The 15,199-nt window shown below is 71.9% G+C and carries 11 protein-coding genes; 2 read left to right on the top strand and 9 right to left on the bottom strand.

Annotated features, from left to right (window positions below):
• Positions 1–12: 12 nt before the first annotated feature.
• The 3 genes from OG589_RS28410 to OG589_RS28400 all read right to left on the bottom strand — a co-directional run bounded on the left by OG589_RS28410 (position 13) and on the right by OG589_RS28400 (position 3,926).
• Entirely contained in the window at positions 13–1,503 is a 1,491-nt protein-coding gene (locus OG589_RS28410) for a hypothetical protein (protein WP_405140845.1), read from the bottom strand.
• The gene (locus OG589_RS28405) at positions 1,504–3,141 is read right to left on the bottom strand and encodes a protein kinase domain-containing protein (protein ID WP_405140844.1); all 1,638 of its coding nucleotides are present in this window, start codon (positions 3,139–3,141) and stop codon (positions 1,504–1,506) included.
• 113 nt (positions 3,142–3,254) lie between these two features.
• Positions 3,255–3,926, bottom strand: a complete 672-nt coding sequence (locus tag OG589_RS28400) for a pyridoxamine 5'-phosphate oxidase family protein (RefSeq protein ID WP_405140843.1) — start codon at positions 3,924–3,926, stop codon at positions 3,255–3,257.
• Between the two features lie 67 nt (positions 3,927–3,993).
• Between OG589_RS28400 and OG589_RS28395 the strand changes: the two genes are divergently transcribed.
• Positions 3,994–5,397, top strand: coding sequence for a PLP-dependent aminotransferase family protein (locus OG589_RS28395; protein WP_405140842.1), 1,404 nt, complete (start codon positions 3,994–3,996; stop codon positions 5,395–5,397).
• A 66-nt stretch (positions 5,398–5,463) separates the two neighbouring features.
• On the opposite strand, the gene OG589_RS28390 is transcribed toward OG589_RS28395, so the two are convergent.
• From OG589_RS28390 to OG589_RS28380, 3 genes are all read right to left on the bottom strand, one after another.
• The gene (locus tag OG589_RS28390; RefSeq protein WP_405140841.1) at positions 5,464–6,615 is read right to left on the bottom strand and encodes a DegT/DnrJ/EryC1/StrS family aminotransferase; all 1,152 of its coding nucleotides are present in this window, start codon (positions 6,613–6,615) and stop codon (positions 5,464–5,466) included.
• A 77-nt stretch (positions 6,616–6,692) separates the two neighbouring features.
• Positions 6,693–7,775 (bottom strand): GNAT family N-acetyltransferase, encoded by a 1,083-nt coding sequence (locus OG589_RS28385; RefSeq protein WP_405140840.1) that lies wholly within the window; start codon positions 7,773–7,775, stop codon positions 6,693–6,695.
• A gap of 124 nt (positions 7,776–7,899) precedes the next feature.
• Positions 7,900–8,433 carry a hypothetical protein gene (locus tag OG589_RS28380; RefSeq protein ID WP_405140839.1) on the bottom strand — a complete coding sequence of 178 codons (534 nt, stop codon included), beginning with the start codon at positions 8,431–8,433 and terminating at the stop codon, positions 7,900–7,902.
• Between the two features lie 323 nt (positions 8,434–8,756).
• On the opposite strand from OG589_RS28380, the gene OG589_RS28375 reads away from it, so the two are divergent.
• Entirely contained in the window at positions 8,757–10,142 is a 1,386-nt protein-coding gene (locus OG589_RS28375; RefSeq protein WP_405140838.1) for a GH39 family glycosyl hydrolase, read from the top strand.
• 75 nt (positions 10,143–10,217) lie between these two features.
• Here the strand turns inward: OG589_RS28375 and OG589_RS28370 are convergent, their stop codons facing one another.
• From OG589_RS28370 to OG589_RS28360, 3 genes are read right to left on the bottom strand one after another with little or no spacing between them, the layout of a single operon-like run.
• A complete protein-coding gene (locus OG589_RS28370) occupies positions 10,218–12,959 on the bottom strand; it encodes a hypothetical protein (protein ID WP_405140837.1) in 2,742 nt (913 codons plus the stop codon).
• Positions 12,956–14,347 (bottom strand): lipopolysaccharide biosynthesis protein, encoded by a 1,392-nt coding sequence (locus OG589_RS28365; RefSeq protein ID WP_405140836.1) that lies wholly within the window; start codon positions 14,345–14,347, stop codon positions 12,956–12,958. The genes OG589_RS28370 and OG589_RS28365 overlap by 4 nt, the downstream gene beginning before the upstream one ends.
• Positions 14,348–14,396: 49 nt before the next feature.
• The gene (locus OG589_RS28360) at positions 14,397–15,197 is read right to left on the bottom strand and encodes a polysaccharide deacetylase family protein (RefSeq protein WP_405140835.1); all 801 of its coding nucleotides are present in this window, start codon (positions 15,195–15,197) and stop codon (positions 14,397–14,399) included.
• Positions 15,198–15,199: the final 2 nt, after the last annotated feature.

Below are 15,199 nucleotides of genomic sequence, written 5' to 3'. Positions count from 1 at the left end.
ACGGTGAACGGGTCAGCACTTGTAGGTGAACGACGCTTTGTCCTCCAGGCGGGTGCCCGCGGCGACCGGCGAGAGCACGCGGAGCCGGGCCGTGAGCTTCTTGGTCCCACGGCCGCCCACGTCCCACTTGAGGCTGACCTGGTGGGTGGACTGCCCGGACGGCACGGAGTCGGTGTGCCTGACCGGCTGCTCGCCGCTGGGCAGCCACTCGTAGGACACCTGCCCCGCCGACCCGTTCGTGGTGATCACGCCGATGACGTTGACCGTGATGTCGCAGCCCTTGGCCTTCGGCGTCTTCACGTCGACCGCCGTGACCGCGAGCGGCTCGCCGCGCTGGAACCACAGGAAGAGCGCGGCCGCGATGATCAGCACGAAGAGCACGCCGGACCAGAGGGTGCCGCGCCTGCGGCGCCTGGGGGCCCGCCTCAGCCGCTCCTTGGCGGGCACGGTGACCTGCTCGCGCCCGGCCCGCCAGATCTGGGCGGCCGTCGTGTCGGCGGGCACCCCCGGGCCGAAGCGCATCTCACCGCTCCGCGCCGCCTCCGTGGGGCCGGTCGAGCCCACAGGCGGAGCCGTGCCGGCGGGCGCCCCGTCATACCCGGCCGCCGCGATCCCGGCGGCGCCCGCGACGGCGGCACCGCCCGCGGCCGCCGTGCCTGCCGTGCCCGCGTACTCTCCGGTGCCGGGCGTGTAGAGCAGGGTCACGACCTCGCCGCTCTCGGCGCCGTAGGGAGCGGACGGGCGCGGAGGCTCCTGGGTCGGCACGTCGCTCGCCGACCACCACTGGATGGTCCGTACGAGCCGCTCGCGGGTGATGAATCCCGTGGGAAGCAGGTCGCGCCCGCTGAGCAGGGCGTCGCGGGCGGCGCTGAGCCCGTGGGTGAGGGCGGTGGCCGCCGCCCGGTCGAACAGTTGCGCCGCGCGCGGGTCGCCCGCCGCCCAGCCGGCGGCGAGGCCCCGGGCCAGTGACGCCCACGCCGTGAGGTCGCGGTCGGGCGAGGGCTCCTCGCCCCTCAGGGCGAGGAGCAGCCCGCGCTCGGCCAGGACCGCGGTGCCGTCCTCGCCGATCACCACCGTGCCCGCGTGCAGGGCCCCGTGCGCGAGACCGGCCGCGTGGACGGCCAGCAGGGTCTGGGCGGTCTCCACCAGAACGGTGGCCGCGCTCCCGGAGTCCGGCGGGGAGACGCCGGGCCGTCCGGTCATCAGCTCGGCCAGGGACGGCGTGGCGGGGCGGCCGGCGAGCAGCCAGACCTCCCCACGCGCGGCCACGAGGTCGGCGATGGGCATCAGCCCCGTGAGGCCGCTCTGCGCCAGCCGCCGGTCCGCGGTGACCGCGGCGACGACCCGTTCTCTGGCGCCGGGGGCGGACATGGATCGCGGATCGAGCATGAGAGCCCCGCCGCGGGTGCCGTCAGGGCCGATCGCGTCGATCCACGTGCCCACCTCGCCCATGCGGGACCGGCCCGTGAGCCGGTATCCCGCGATGCTGTCGCCATCAGGCATCTACTGCCGCCTCCGGTGCCGTCCCGCCATGCGCTGTCTCAACGCAAGTGTGGCGGGTACGGCGGCGGCCGTCATCAGCCCGGCGGCGAAGGCGCCCTTGGGGTTCCTCTCCGGTGTCGACTCCGGCGAGGGCGTGTCGCCCCTCCCCGTCGGGGTGTTGGTCGGAGTCTGCTCGGGGTCGGGGGTCCTGCTCGGAGGGGCGGGCGAGGGAGTGGTGGCCGTCGGCGTCGGGGTGGGCTTCGGCTTCGGCTTGCCGGAGGGCAGCGGGTCGTCGACCTTCGGATCGGACTGGTCAGACTCGGACGGCGAGGGGCTGGGCGAGCCGGAGGGGGAGGCCTTGGGCGGCTTGGTGGGCTTCTTGCTCGGGGAGGGCTTCGGCGAGGCCGGCTTCTTGGTGGGGGGCGCGACCGTCGGGGCGGCGCCGGTGGTCTTGGTCGGCGCGGCCGAGGTGGGGTCCTCCGAGGGGGTCTCCGCCGGGTCCTCCGAGGGGGTCTCCACGGGGGAGTCGGCGATGGCGGGCTCGGGGGAGCCGGACTCCTCGCCGGTGTCCAGCGGGCTCGCGGAGGGCGTGGCGACCGTCGTCTGGGCCTGGAGCTTGGTGTCGCCGAGCGACCCCACCAGTACGGCGGTGATCGCTGAGATGACGGCCAGGCCGACCGCGCCCACCGCGATCTTGACGCTCAGCTTCTTCATGCCCCGTGCGGCGCCGCCGCCGAGGTCGGTGTCGGCGAGGGAGGTGCCGGCCGCGGGTGACTCGCCCGCGAGCGGGAACAGCAGCGCGAGGAGCCCCGCCAGGGCCGCCAGCCTGCGGCGCCCGCGGTCCTCCCAGTCCGGCCCGTACGCGTCGGCGGCGACCCTCTCCAGCTCGGCGAGGAACGAGTCGGCGCTCGCCGGACGGTCGGCGGGATGCTTGGCCAGCCCGCGCTCGACGAGGCCACGCAGCGGCGCGGGCACCTGGTCGACCGGGGGAGGCATCGACTGGTGCTGGCGGGCGAGCACCGCGATGTTCTGCGACTGGAAGGGGCGGGTGCCGGTGAGGCACTCGAAGAAGACGATGGTCGCGGCGTAGACGTCGGTGCTCGGACCGGCGGGGGCGCCCGCCCACTGCTCGGGCGCCATGTACGGCGGCGTGCCCGCGCCGCTCACGCCGTCGCCCGAGCGGACGGCGATGCCGAAGTCGATCAGCTTGCTGTGGCCGGTGCCCTCGATGACGACGTTCTCGGGCTTGAAGTCGCGGTGGACGACCCCGCTCATGTGCGCGGCGGCCAGCCCGAGCAGGGCGCCCTTGAGCAGGACGAGCGCCGCCTCGGCGCCGGTCGGCCCCTCGGAGCGCAGCATCGCGCGGAGCGAGACCCCGTCGACGAGCTCCATGACGATGGCCGCGCCGCCGTCGTTCTCGATGTACTCGTAGAACCGCGCCGCGTGGGCGCTGTCCATCAGTTCCAGCAGGCGTGCTTCGTGCCGGAAGCGGATGATGAATCCCGGATCGGCGCAGAGCTCGTCCGACAGATACTTGATCGCGACGTACGACTGGTCAGCTTCGTAGCGTGCCATGACGACACGTCCCGAGCCCCCGCTTCCGAGATCTCGGATCTCGGTATATCCGGGGACTCGCCATGCCCCCGTGTGGCCGTCCATGCGGTCTCCTTTTGTGGCCGGGCCCCCACCCATGACGCGAGAACGAATCCTAACGATGGCGTGGCTGATCCGTGATGTTTAAAAGGATATTCCGCATATTGTCGACACCATTGTCAGTATTTTCCGGCCGTCCCATCTCGGAGTCGTACTACCCGGCCGCGCTCGGCGATGTGGGCGGGCACGGGGATCCCCGGGGCGAGCGCGGGGTCGGGCTCGGGAGTGCCCCAGCTCACCTGGAGCGGCAGCACGCCCGCCCACACGGGCAGCGCGTAGTCCTCGTCGTCGTCCACGGGCGGGCCCTGGCGCACCTTGACCGACGCCTCGGACAGGGAGATCGCCAGCACGGCGGTGGCGGCCATCTCCTTGGCGACCGGCCGCCGCACGGTGTCCCACTGGCCGGGGGCCAGTTGCTCGGTGATCGCCCGCAGCGCGGCCAGCCGCTCGTCCGCGTCCTGCACGGCCCGCGCCGTGCCGTAGATCATGGCCGAGCGGTAGTTGACCGAGTGGTGGAAGGCCGAGCGGGCGAGCACGATGCCGTCGAGATGGGTCACGGTCACGCAGACCTCGCCGGCCGCGCGCAGCGAGGTGGCGCCCGTAGACCCGTGCAGGTAGAGCGTGTCGCCGATCCTGCCGTACCCCGTCGGGACCACCATCGGTGACCCGTCGACCACGACCCCGAGGTGGCAGATCAGCCCGGCGTCGAGGATGGCGTGGAGCTCGGAGCGGTCCGTGCGGCCCCGCCCCTTCGAACGGTTGAGGGCGGTGCGAGGAGTCGTGGAGAGCATGCCGCTAACGTAAGCACCAAGTGGACTGGTGGTGTATGTCCACTCGCGATCACTTCTGGGAGACCACTTGCGCGGCCATGTCGACCTTCCCCTCGCCCTCGACCGGGAAGCGCCGGTCCCGCTGGCCGTGCAGCTCGGCGACCAGCTGAGGGACGGCATGCGGGCGGGCGCGCTGAAGTCCGGCGAGCGCCTGCCGTCCAGCCGGGGGCTCGCCCGGCTGCTGGGCGTCAGCCGCACCGTCGTCACCGAGGCCTTCCAGCAGCTGTACGCCGAGGGGTGGCTGGAGGGACGGCACGGCTCCGGCACCTATGTGGCCGACTTCTCCCGCTTCACGACCACCTCCCGGAGCGCCGGGCACCCCGGCGCGAAGGCGCTTCCAACGGACGCGGAGGGCGAGGCGGCGCCGGGCGTTCCTGGCAGGGGGACGATCGACCTGCGTCCCGGGCGGCCGTGGGTGCTCGACTACGACCGAGCGGCCTGGCGGCGTGCCTGGCGCCGCGCGGCGGACCGGCCGCCCTCCGACGTCGTCGACCCCTACGGGCACCCGCGCCTGCGCGAACTGCTGGCCGACCACCTGCGCAGGGCGCGAGGGGTGCCCGTGGGCCCTGAGAACGTGCTGGTCACCCGGGGCACCGGCCATGGCATCGACCTGATCGCGGCCACCGTCCTGCGGCCGGGGGACGGCGCGGGGGTGGAGGAGCCGGGCTACCGCTCCGCCCGGCACGTCTTCGCGGCCAGGGGCGGCCGCATCGTGCCCTGCCCGGTGGACGAGCAGGGTGTCGTCCCCGCCGACCTCCCGGGCGACCTCCGCGTGCTCTACACCACCCCCGCGCACCAGTTCCCGCTGGGCGGGAGGCTGCCGATCCCCCGCAGGGAAGGTCTGCTGGCGTGGGCCCGCCGTACCGGGGCCCTGGTCGTGGAGGACGACTACGACGCCGAGTTCCGCTACGACGTGGCGCCGCTCCCGGCCCTGTACGGCCTCGACCCCGAGCGGGTCGTGCTGCTCGGCACGCTGTCGAAGTCGCTGGCTCCCGACGTGGGCATCGGCTGGCTGGTCGCCACGCCCGGCCTGCTCGCCGAGATCGCCCGCACGCGCAAGAGGCTGGCGGACCGTACGTCCGGGCCGGTCCAGGAGGCGGTCTCGGTGCTGCTCGAGGGCGGCGACCTCGACCGCCACCTGCGGCGCATGCGGCTGGAGTACGCGCGCCGCCGGGCCGCCATCGTCGAGATCCTCGGGCCGCTGGTGAGCGGAGACTCGGCCGGGCTCCACGTCTTCCTCAGGCTCCCGGAGGCGGCCGTCGGCCCCCTGGTCGCCGAGGCGGCCGCGCGCGGGGTGCTCCTGGACACGACGGTGCGGCACCACCACGGTCCGCCGCGCCACCACGGGCTGGTCATCGGGTACGGCTCGGCGTCCCTGGGCGAGGTGCGGAAGGCCTGCGCCGTCATCGCCGACCTCACCGCGAACGCGTGAGCCGCCGAGCACGGCGGCGTGATCCAACGAGGTGCGGCTCAGACGGCGGGGTTCAGGAGGTGCGGCTCAGGCGGCGTGGTCGAGGAGGCGGTCGCCCGGGGGCGGCGCCGGCCGCAGCGACTCGACGACCGGCAGGGCGCGCTCGGCGTACAGCGGGTCGACCGGGAGCACGTGCCGGGCCCACCACCGCGCGGCCTCGCGGTCGGGCGACGGTTCGACGAACGGCTCGGCGTAGTCGTCGTACGGCGGGTCGTAGAGGTAGCCCGTCGGGACGCCCCGGCGCTCCAGCGCGGCGATGGCCACGTCGCGGTCGGAGACGAGCAGCGGCACGCGGAAGAGCGGCTGGTCCACGTGGTCGAGCACCCCCCGCGCCACGGTGGGCAGCTCGGCCAGCCTGGCGACGCCCGCCAGCCTTCTCGCGCGCTCTCCCTGGAGGCGGGCCAGGCGCCGCCCCTGGTACCACCGCGCGACGGCGCCGCGTGAGCTTCGGTAGTCGTGCAGGTCGGCCTGGACCCAGGCGTCGAGCGCGGGCAGGCCTGGCGCCTGCGCGACCGCCGCGCGCAGCTCGTCCGGCCGCAGGGCGATGCGGTAGCCGTCGCGGGGCTCCTGGAGGCCCATGATCTGTGCGACGCGCATGGCGGGGCGGGCCATGTCGAGCTTGAGGGCGAGGCGGCGGCCGACGGAGGTGGCGACGCCGAAGAGGTCCTTGCGGAGGGCGCCGGGCTGGAGCAGCAGGTCGCGCTCGCGCTCCAGCGCTCGCCGGTCGGCGGCGCCGTCGACCACCAGCACGCCCCCTGACCCGGCCCCGGCGTGCTTGGAGAGGCTGAAGACCCCGGCGACGCCGAACGTGCCCACTGGCCTGCCGTCGACCGAGGTCTCGGCCGCGTGCGCGGCGTCCTCGATGACCACCAGCCCCGCCATGCCGAGCACGTCGTCCGGCAGGCCGTACAGGTTGGTGGTGAGCACCGCGTCGATGGTGCCCAGCAGGGCGCGCGCCATCTCGATGTTGCCGTCGAGGACGGAGATCGGCGCGATCACCGGGATGAGCCCGGCCGCGAGCACCAGGAAGAGGATCTCGTCGGCCGAGATGGGGGACATGAGCAGCCGCTGGCCGGGCGTGCACCAGTGCCGGAGGGCGAGATAGAGCCCCAGCCGGTTCGACGGCAGGTAGACGCTTTCGCGACCGGTACGGGCCGCGAGGAGTTTCTCGGGGCTCACTGCTCCTCTTTTCGCCGCCTCGCCCTTCGGCCGCCTGGACGGCCAGAGCAGCAAGGTAGCGCATGGCAGCCGCCCCGTTACGACGCGATGGAGGTACGGATCTTCCCGTAGGTCTTCAGTGCCAGGTCAGCGGTCTCCCGGAGCATCGAGTTGGCGAGGACCGTTCCACGTGCCTTCCGGACGGGCACGCGGACCAGCCAGTGAACTCCGGCCCCCGCGGTGGGCCGGGCGATGCGGCCCTCGGTGACCCAGAGCTCCCCGGTCTTGAGCTTCTCCTTGTACTCCTTCTCGCCGCGTCCCATGTCGATCAGGCGGATGCCGCTGCCGGCCGCGCGCTCGGCCATCGCGAGATGGTGGATCAGACCGGGGGAGTACTTGGCGAAGGCCGGGTCGTAGGCGGGGAACCAGCCGGCGAGGGTCGTCTTGGTGCGCAACCCGAAATGTCCGGCGACCGGGCGGCCGTCGACGTAGATCATGTCCAGCGAGCCGCCGAAGTGCTCGGTGTCGATCTGGAGAAGGCTCTCGACCAGGCGCAGGATCCACGGCCGCGAGAACCTGTCGGCGCGGCCGGTGCGGCGGTACTGGCCGGTCTTCCAGTCGATGAGGGTGCGCAGCACGGATCCGTCGGAGACCCCGTAGTCGTGGCGCAGCTCGCCGAAGTCGCGCTGGAGCTTGCGCGACTTGTACGCCGTGGACTTGTAGGTCTTGCCGGACACCTGCTTGAGCGTCTCGACGTACGCCTCGTAGCCGTCGGACAGGTCGATGACCGGCGACGGGTGGCGGGTGTGCTTGGCGGGGACCAGCGGCTGGCCCGACTGGAGGTGGTCGAACTCGAACACCGCGAGCCCGCAGGCCTTCATCAGCTCCTGCGGGTCGAGCTCGATGTCCTTGGCGTGGACCATGCCCTGAGCGTCGGTCAGCCCCGCCGCCATCGGCTTGCCGATGCCGAGCTGGTGGCGCTCGAAGGGGAAGAAGCCCACGATGTCGGCCCCGTCGCTCAGAACGGCCACGCGCGCCTGCTCCCGCACGCGGCCGGTCTCGATCGTGAACTCGGGGGAGAGGAAGGGGCTGTCCAACGCGGGATCGCCGCTTTGGAGCGCCCGCCACCGGGCCGCCTCGGTCGGGCCGAGTTCCCGAGGATGGACGACGGAGATGCGCATGGGCTCCTACTGGGTGGCGATGTGAGACGAGAGCGAGGCCCGCGCCTTTTACCCAGCTTGGTGCCTGGGATGTAATAGTACGATAAAGATCAGATCACGGTGCTGTCAGTGATCGCTGAAACCTCTATCGCTCTACTTTCTCCGAAGCGCATTCCTGGCCCATCTCCTGGCGGGGTCGCGGCACCTCCAGGGGCGGCACCTGCCCGCCCACGATGCGGTGGACGTCGATCGGCCCGGGGTCCCCCTCAGAGGTGCCCGGCACCTGGGAGTTCCCGAAGTGCCCGCCTCTGGCCCACACCCGGCGGCTGCCCTGCGCCGCCACCGAGTGCGGATAGGGGAGTGGGGGCCCGGCCGGCCAGCGGCGCGGGACCTCCCAGGAGTCCAGCCAGGCCAGGATGTCGTCCAGCCCGTCCAGCTTGGTCTCGGTGAAGGGCTCCTCCACCGACCCGAGCACGCGGATCTGCACGCAGATCCGGCCGTGCCGGTTGAGATCGCCCGGCAGGCCGCTCGCCGCCCGCGTGGGGGAGAGGGACTGCATGATCTGCCCGGTGACGGGATTCCACACCAGGTGGGCGGGACGTTTGATCTGTACGAGCCGCTGGGCCACGGATCTGGCCGAAACCCGATGGGGATCGGTCGGCCAAAGAAACCAGACCACCCGGGGAGCTCCTCCGAGCATGGGGCCGGAGTCCTCGAGAGCGGGAATTCGACTGGCGACGGGCAGCCATGCCTGGGCCACTGTGCCCCCTCAAATCCTCGGTCGCCGGGCTTTATACCCCTTTTGCGAAGCGGTTGACACCTAGTGATCTTGATTATTAGTTGAACGCCTGTGCGCGGACTTGGTTTCCGGGCTCCTTTTGGGGCAGTCTGCTGCCGTACGGTGGCCGTGACCTGGGGGCGGGATGACGGCGAGCCGATGTTCGTCGGCCGACATCAGAACCAATCAAGGGTTCTGCAAGCCTTAGTGGATACGGTGACTGAGTGTTGGAGAACAGCGGTCGGCACGCGAGGAGCCGCTACGTCCCCCGTGGGCCGGTCGCCGTCGGCGCCGGCCTCCTCGCCCTGGCCATGGTGGTCGGGCTCCTGGCCATCGCCGCCCACCGGGGCGGAGGCCGCTCCGACGGCGTGGCCGCCACGATCTTCGCCACGCCCGAGCCGCCTCCCACCCTGGAGCAGCCGCCCGTCGTGGACACCTGGCCGCGCTGGGGCGTCACCCACACGCAGTACAGCGCCGACAACGAGACCGAGCGTGTGCGCACGCGCGTGAGCGACCTGTTCTCCCGGGTCCCCATGCTCCAGAACCAGCACATCATGGGCTGGGGAGCCGGCAACCCCGAGCCCGCGCCGGGCAAGTACGACTTCCGCGACCTCGACCGCCGGGTCAAGCTCATGGCCGCCACCAAGTCGCAGCCGGTGCTGACGCTGTGCTGCGCCCCCGACTGGATGAAGGGCGGCGCCGAGGGCCGCACCAGCTGGGGCAAGATCGAGGTCGCCCCGCAGCGCGACCACTTCGACGACTTCGCCAGGCTCGCCGGCACGGTCGCCAAGCGCTACCCGACCGTCACGCACTTCATGGTCTGGAACGAGTTCAAGGGCTTCTGGGACGACGCGCACGCCAACTGGGATGTCGAGGCCTACACCGACCTCTACAACCGCGTCTACGACGCGGTGAAGGCCGCCAACCCCAAGGCGCAGGTCGGTGGCCCGTACATCCCGGTCGACAGCCACGTCTCCGCCACCAACGCCTCGAACGTCAGGGGGCCCTGGGGGGCGGTCGACAGCAAGACGCTCGACAGCGTCGAGTACTGGCTCAAGCACAAGAGGGGCGCCGACTTCATCGTGGTCGACGCCTCCTCGGCCACCAACGACCGCGGCCTGGTCCCCGACGAGTTCACGGCCGTCAAGAAGTTCTCCGCGGTCACCACCTGGCTGCGGCAGAAGAGCGGCGACCTGCCCGTCTGGTGGGCCGAGTGGTACGTCGCGCCCGACAGCATCGACTGGGACGAGCAGCACCGCACGGCGGTGCAGACGGTGGCCATGATGGAGTTCGCCAGGAGCGGGGCCGCCACGGCGCTCTACTGGAACCCCCAGCGCCAGGCGGGCGACGACTGCCCCGGCTGCCTGTGGTCGCCCGGCGAGGGCGAGGAGATGCCCATGGCCGGCGTGCTGAGCGGCTTCACCCGGTGGTTCCCCGCCGGAGCCCGGCTCGTCGACGTCCAGGTGTCCGACCCGAGGGTCCAGGTGCTCGCCGTCGACAACCAGATGATCATGGTGAACACGACGGACGGCCCGCTGTCCGTCGACGTCGACGGCAAGGCGTTCCAGCTCAACCGGTACGACGTCAGGTGGAGCGACCGAGGGCAGTGAGGCTACCCCCGGTACGGCATGCGTGAGGTTTCCCCCGGTATGACGTGAGCGACCGCGGTCGCTCACGTCAGCCCGTCAGCCCGTCAGGGTCACGAACCGCTCCACGATGACCGCCATCGCGGCCAGGGTCATGACGATGCCCAGGATGACCAGCTTCCGCCTGCCCTTCGGGGCGCGCTCGGTGCCGCGCAGCCTCGACAGCTCCGCCGCGAAGAGGGTGAAGACGGCCAGGGCCAGGGCGACCAGGCCGAGCGGCGTCCACGGCGTGGAGCGGTCGCCCACCATCGTCGCCGGCACGGGCGGCGGGATCTCCGACCCCTTCGGGTACGAGCGCAGCGTGTAGATGGCGGCGTCGGTGTTGGAGTAGACCCGCTTGAGGCTCGGTGAGGCGTCGAGCGCCGCGCGGAAACGCTCGCCCCACCCGGCCGGGAACCCGTGGTTCAGCTCCAGGTACGCCGCCTGGCCACGGCTGGTCATCAGGAAGCTGTTGGGCGGCTTGGCGCGCAACGCGGTCAGCACGCCGCTGAGGTCGGCGGAGTTCTCGTTGACGAGCGCCTGGTAGTACTCCACGCGGTCGATGTCGCGCTCGCGCCACGGGATCGTGGGGGTGACCTCCTCGCCGAGGATGGGGACCAGGTAGAACAGCCGGGCGCTCGGTCTGTCGTGGTCGTAGACGTAGTGCATGGCCGCGGCCTCGCCGGTCGTGACCCGCTCGAACTTCTCGTTGCCGTAGCGCGCCACCAGGAACGCGACCGACAGCGCCAGCGCGGTCACCGCCGCGAGCACCGCGGAGACGCGCCGCGTCGTCGCCGGATCGAACCGCAGGGGCCGTGGACGTCGCCTGACGGGCACGGTCTCGCCCTCGCGGGCGTCGCTGGTCTGCGCGGGAAGGTTCGGGAAGAAGGCGTACGCGCCCAGGATGCAGGCGGCGGGCAGGGCGAACATGTAGACGCGCAGCCCGATCTCGCCGCCGTAACTCTGCAGGCCGAGCGCCAGCACTGGCACGCACAGCAGCACCGCGGCGGTGCGGTCGCCGACGCCGCGCCGCAGCCGGCGCAGCAGGCCGATGGCGGCCAACAGCAGGATCACCCCGCAGATGGCGAGCCGCACCTTGAGCACGATGGCGTGCTGCGGGTCGGTGCCGACCAGCCGGTCTCCGGTGTTCTCCTGCAGGTTGGCGAAGATCTTGCCGATGCCGCCGAACAGCTCGTTGATCCGGCCGCTCCAGAACGGCGTCGCCTGGTAGTTGATCCAGGCGATCACGATCAGGCCGAGGAACACCGGGAGGGCGAGTGACAGGGTGCTGCGCCGCAGCAGGATCAGGCCGGTCAGCGCCCCCAGCATCATGAACGGCGTGATCTGGTGGGTCGCCGTGGTGGCCACGAACAGCCCAACGAGCAGCGTCAGCAGCACCACCCGGTCGGTCACGGTCGTCGGCCGCGCCGGCAGCTCGCCGGGCGACAGCCGGTCGAGCCTGGCCAGCATGCGCCGTACGAACCCCTTGGCGGGCAGCGGCGCGGTCCTCGGCTCCGCGCGGCCGAACCAGCGCATCAGGATCGCGATGAAGACCAGGTAGAGCGCGTAGGTGAAGCCCTGAGGCGAGAAGTAGTCCTGCCCGATCCACTGGACCAGGATGAACAGCAGCGCGGCGAACCACCGGGCCCTGGTGGTGGCCACGAGCTGGCGCAGGATCAGCACGAACGGCAGCAGGTAGAGCAGGTTCGAGACGAACGGCGTCCACTGCAGCACGGTCGAGGGGTCCTGGACGCCGGCGGCGCGCAGGACGAACCCGAACAGCGCGAAGAACCCGGGCCAGGCGAAGCGGGCGTCGAGGCCCGGCAGCGCCTCGCCGGCCCGGCCGATGTACTCGGCGAAGCCCGCGTGCACCCACGCGGTCGGGAAGCGCGGCTCGGCCTCGATGAGCGCCGCCGCCCCGTGCAGGGTGAACGTGATCGCCGCGAGCTGGAACAGCAGCAGGCCCTTGCGGTCGGTGTTCTGCGTCAGCGTCACGAAGAACGACACGATGATCAGGGCGATCGCCGCGAAGGCCGTCACCGGGAGCACCGAGACCAGCCCCAGGCCCTCGATCTTGTCGAGGTCGACGCCGCGCATGATGCCGTGCGGCACGCGCAGCGCCAGCACGTACATGACCAGGCCCTCGACGGTCAGCAGCGGCGGCAGCCACGAGGACGCGCTCGCCGCCAGCCGCGTGACCCGGGACGGCGCCACCTCGCCCCCGCGCGAAGCCGCCGTCTCCGGCGCGGCCTCCGCCGCCACGGCCACCGGCTCGGCCGTGGCCGTGGCCGTGGCCGTGGCCGTGGGTACGGGCGCGGGCTCGGCGGGGAGGGGCTTCGGAAGGACCGGAAGGGCCTGGGCCACGGCCGGCGTCGTGTCGAGAGTCTCGCGCTTCGGCTCGGCGGGCTCGCGCGGCTCGGCGGGCTTGTGTGGCTTGTCCGTCTTGCCGGGAGGCTGGGGCTTCGGCTCGGCCGTCTTGCGTGGCTCGGCCGTCTTGCGAGGAGGCTCGGGCTTCCGCTCGGCGGGTTTGGCGGGTTTGTCGAGTTTCAGGGGCTTCTCGGGTGCGGGGGAGGGTTGCACCGCCGGAGCGACGCTCGCCGGGAGCGGAAGCTGGATCACCTGGGTGGCGTCCTCGTCGTACGCCTCCTCCTCCGCCGCGCCCTTCTCGTCCCCGGAGGGAAGGATCGGCAGGGACACCGGGCGGGTCATCTCGGATGTGGTGTCGACGTCCACTTCCATGTCGTCGTCGGCGACCTTCGCCGCCGTCTCCTTTTTCACCTCGTTGCCCGTCCGTTGACTCACGTAGACCATGATGCGGCCTCGGGCGCCTCCCGCGCGCTCGCCGATTCCGGCGTTTCCCGGTGATTGAGAATCTCGCGGAGCCCACCGAAGATCAACAAGGCGACCAGGACCTCGCTGAACAGCAGCCCGTACCCGACCGAGGTGATGCCCGTCACCGGCAGCAGGATGAGCGAGGAGGACAGCACCAGGACCGCCAGGCCGATCTGGACCAGGGCGAGCTTGCGCGCCTGGCTGCGGGCGCGCAGCCCGCTCAGATAGATCTCGATGAGCACGCGGGGGAGCACGGCGAGGGCCATCAGCCGGAGCAGCGGCGTGCCGTGCTCGGAGAAGCCCGGTCCGAAGACCGAGAGGATCAGCGGTGCGGCGGCGAACGTGACGGCCGACACGGGCCCGATGATCAGGTACGAGCGGCGTAATGCCTGGCGGCAGTTCGCGGCCAGCCGTGACCGGTCGGTGGAGCCCTCCACGGTGAGGGAGGTGGCCATGTTGATGGCCAGCAGCTCGATCATCGCGCCCAGGGTCTGCGCCATGGCGAAGTAGCCGAACAGCTCCCCGCTGACCCGCGAGGCGACGTACACCGGGAGGAAGTAGACGATGGCCAGGATGGAGAACGCGCCCGGGTAGTCCCCCGCCAGGAAGCGGCCGACCTCGCGGAACCTCGGCGGCTTGGAGCCCTCGGGCGCCATCCGCGCGTGACGGGGCACGAGCACGCCGAAGATGAACAGGTTGATCGGGATCAGGGCGAGAGCGGTGGGGATGATCCACGAGACGTAGATGCCGTCGTCCGGCAGGGCTCCCGCCAGCGCGACCAGCAGCCCCATCTTCACCACGCCGAAGCACAGGCTGTTGACCGGCACCCACACGGCCTTGCGCATCCCGGCCAGCGCGACGTCCTGGAGGGTGAAGACCGACCAGACGGCCACCGAGGCGAGGAAGAACAGCCCGGGGCCCGCACCGGCCAGCGTGGAGTAGTTCTCCCCCCAGAACGGCAGCGTCAGCAGGAACCCACCCGCCGCCACGACGGCCGTGAGGGTGGCGACGAGGTAGCCCCGGCCGATCAGCGCGCCCGTGCGCCTGCCCGCCACGGGGATGAACCTGGCGAGGGCGCCGGTCAGGCCGAGCGCTATGAGCCCGGCGAACAGCCGCATCGCGGTGATCAGCGCCTGGCTGCGCCCGAAGTCCTCCGGGGTGTACAGCCGGGCGGCGAGCAGCCAGTAGCCCATGCCGAGGATCGCCGTGACGCCCGTGTTGGCCATCAGGGCGTACCCGTTGAGGAAGAGCGGGTTGCGCAGGTCGCGCAGGAGCCGCCGCCACAGGGCCGCCAGCCTTCCGGCGCCCTTGTCCGCGTCCGGCTGCTTCGGCCTGTCGCCGGCCACTGTGGTGTTCATGGTCGCGTCACCCCCCTCTTCGACGCGCGGCGTCTTCCCCGCGGTTACTTCACTCACGCCCGACCACGTGGCGCAGGCCGTACCGTGTGCGGCGCACCATCGCGTAACCCTTGGTCAGCGCGTGTTCCTTGAGATAGATCAGCGGCACGCCGCGCCCCTCGACGGCCCGGCGGAAGCGGTCCATGGTGGTGGACCGGCCCACGGTGAGCCGGGGCAGCGCCATCACGTCGCCTGAGTCGGCCGCGAGCGTGTTGGCCACGGCGCAGGCCGCCCAGTAGCCGGCCTTGCGCACCTCCCTGCGCACGCGGGTGCTGGAGTAGCCGTACGGGTAGGCCATCGTGGCGACCGGGCGCCCCACCTTGTCCTCCAGCAGGGCCTTGTTGCGCCGCAGCTCCTGGCGCAGCGCCGCGTCGGGGAGCTGGTCGAGCTGGGGGTGGCTGTGACTGTGCCCGGCGATCTCGATGCCGCAGGACACGGCCTCGCGCGCCTGGCTCCAGCACAGCATGCGGTCGAGGGGCTTGCCCGCCGCGTCGCCGCCCGCGTCGCTCACCCACCCGCTGGTCAGGAAGACCGTCGCGGGGAAACCCAGCTGCGCGAGGATCGGCAGGGCCTCGCCGTGGAAGTCGGCGTACCCGTCGTCGAAGGTCACGACCACGGGACGCTCGGGGGCCGGGGCGCCCCCCGTGCCGTACAGGGAGGCGACCAGGTCTCCCAGGGTCAGGGGGGTGAACCCGCGGTCCTTGAGGTAGGTCATCTGGGACTCGAACACCGAGGGACGTACCGCCAGCGGCCGGGTCGCGTTGTTCGGGCGATCGGTCACGGAGTGGTACATCAGGATCGGCACGCGCATGT

The sequence above is a fragment of the Sphaerisporangium sp. NBC_01403 genome (assembly GCF_045040145.1).
Classification (GTDB): Bacteria; Actinomycetota; Actinomycetes; order Streptosporangiales; family Streptosporangiaceae; genus Sphaerisporangium; species Sphaerisporangium viridialbum.
This window is presented reverse-complemented; position numbering and strand designations above follow the sequence as displayed.

Excerpts from the sequence above, each read along its gene's own strand:
- OG589_RS28410 (WP_405140845.1), bottom strand. The coding sequence starts at position 1,503 with ATGCCTGATGGCGACAGCATCGCGGGATACCGGCTCACGGGCCGGTCC.
- OG589_RS28405 (WP_405140844.1), bottom strand. The coding sequence starts at position 3,141 with ATGGACGGCCACACGGGGGCATGGCGAGTCCCCGGATATACCGAGATC.
- OG589_RS28400 (WP_405140843.1), bottom strand. The coding sequence starts at position 3,926 with ATGCTCTCCACGACTCCTCGCACCGCCCTCAACCGTTCGAAGGGGCGG.
- OG589_RS28385 (WP_405140840.1), bottom strand. The coding sequence starts at position 7,775 with ATGCGCATCTCCGTCGTCCATCCTCGGGAACTCGGCCCGACCGAGGCG.
- OG589_RS28365 (WP_405140836.1), bottom strand. The coding sequence starts at position 14,347 with ATGAACACCACAGTGGCCGGCGACAGGCCGAAGCAGCCGGACGCGGAC.
- OG589_RS28360 (WP_405140835.1), bottom strand. The coding sequence starts at position 15,197 with ATGCGCGTGCCGATCCTGATGTACCACTCCGTGACCGATCGCCCGAAC.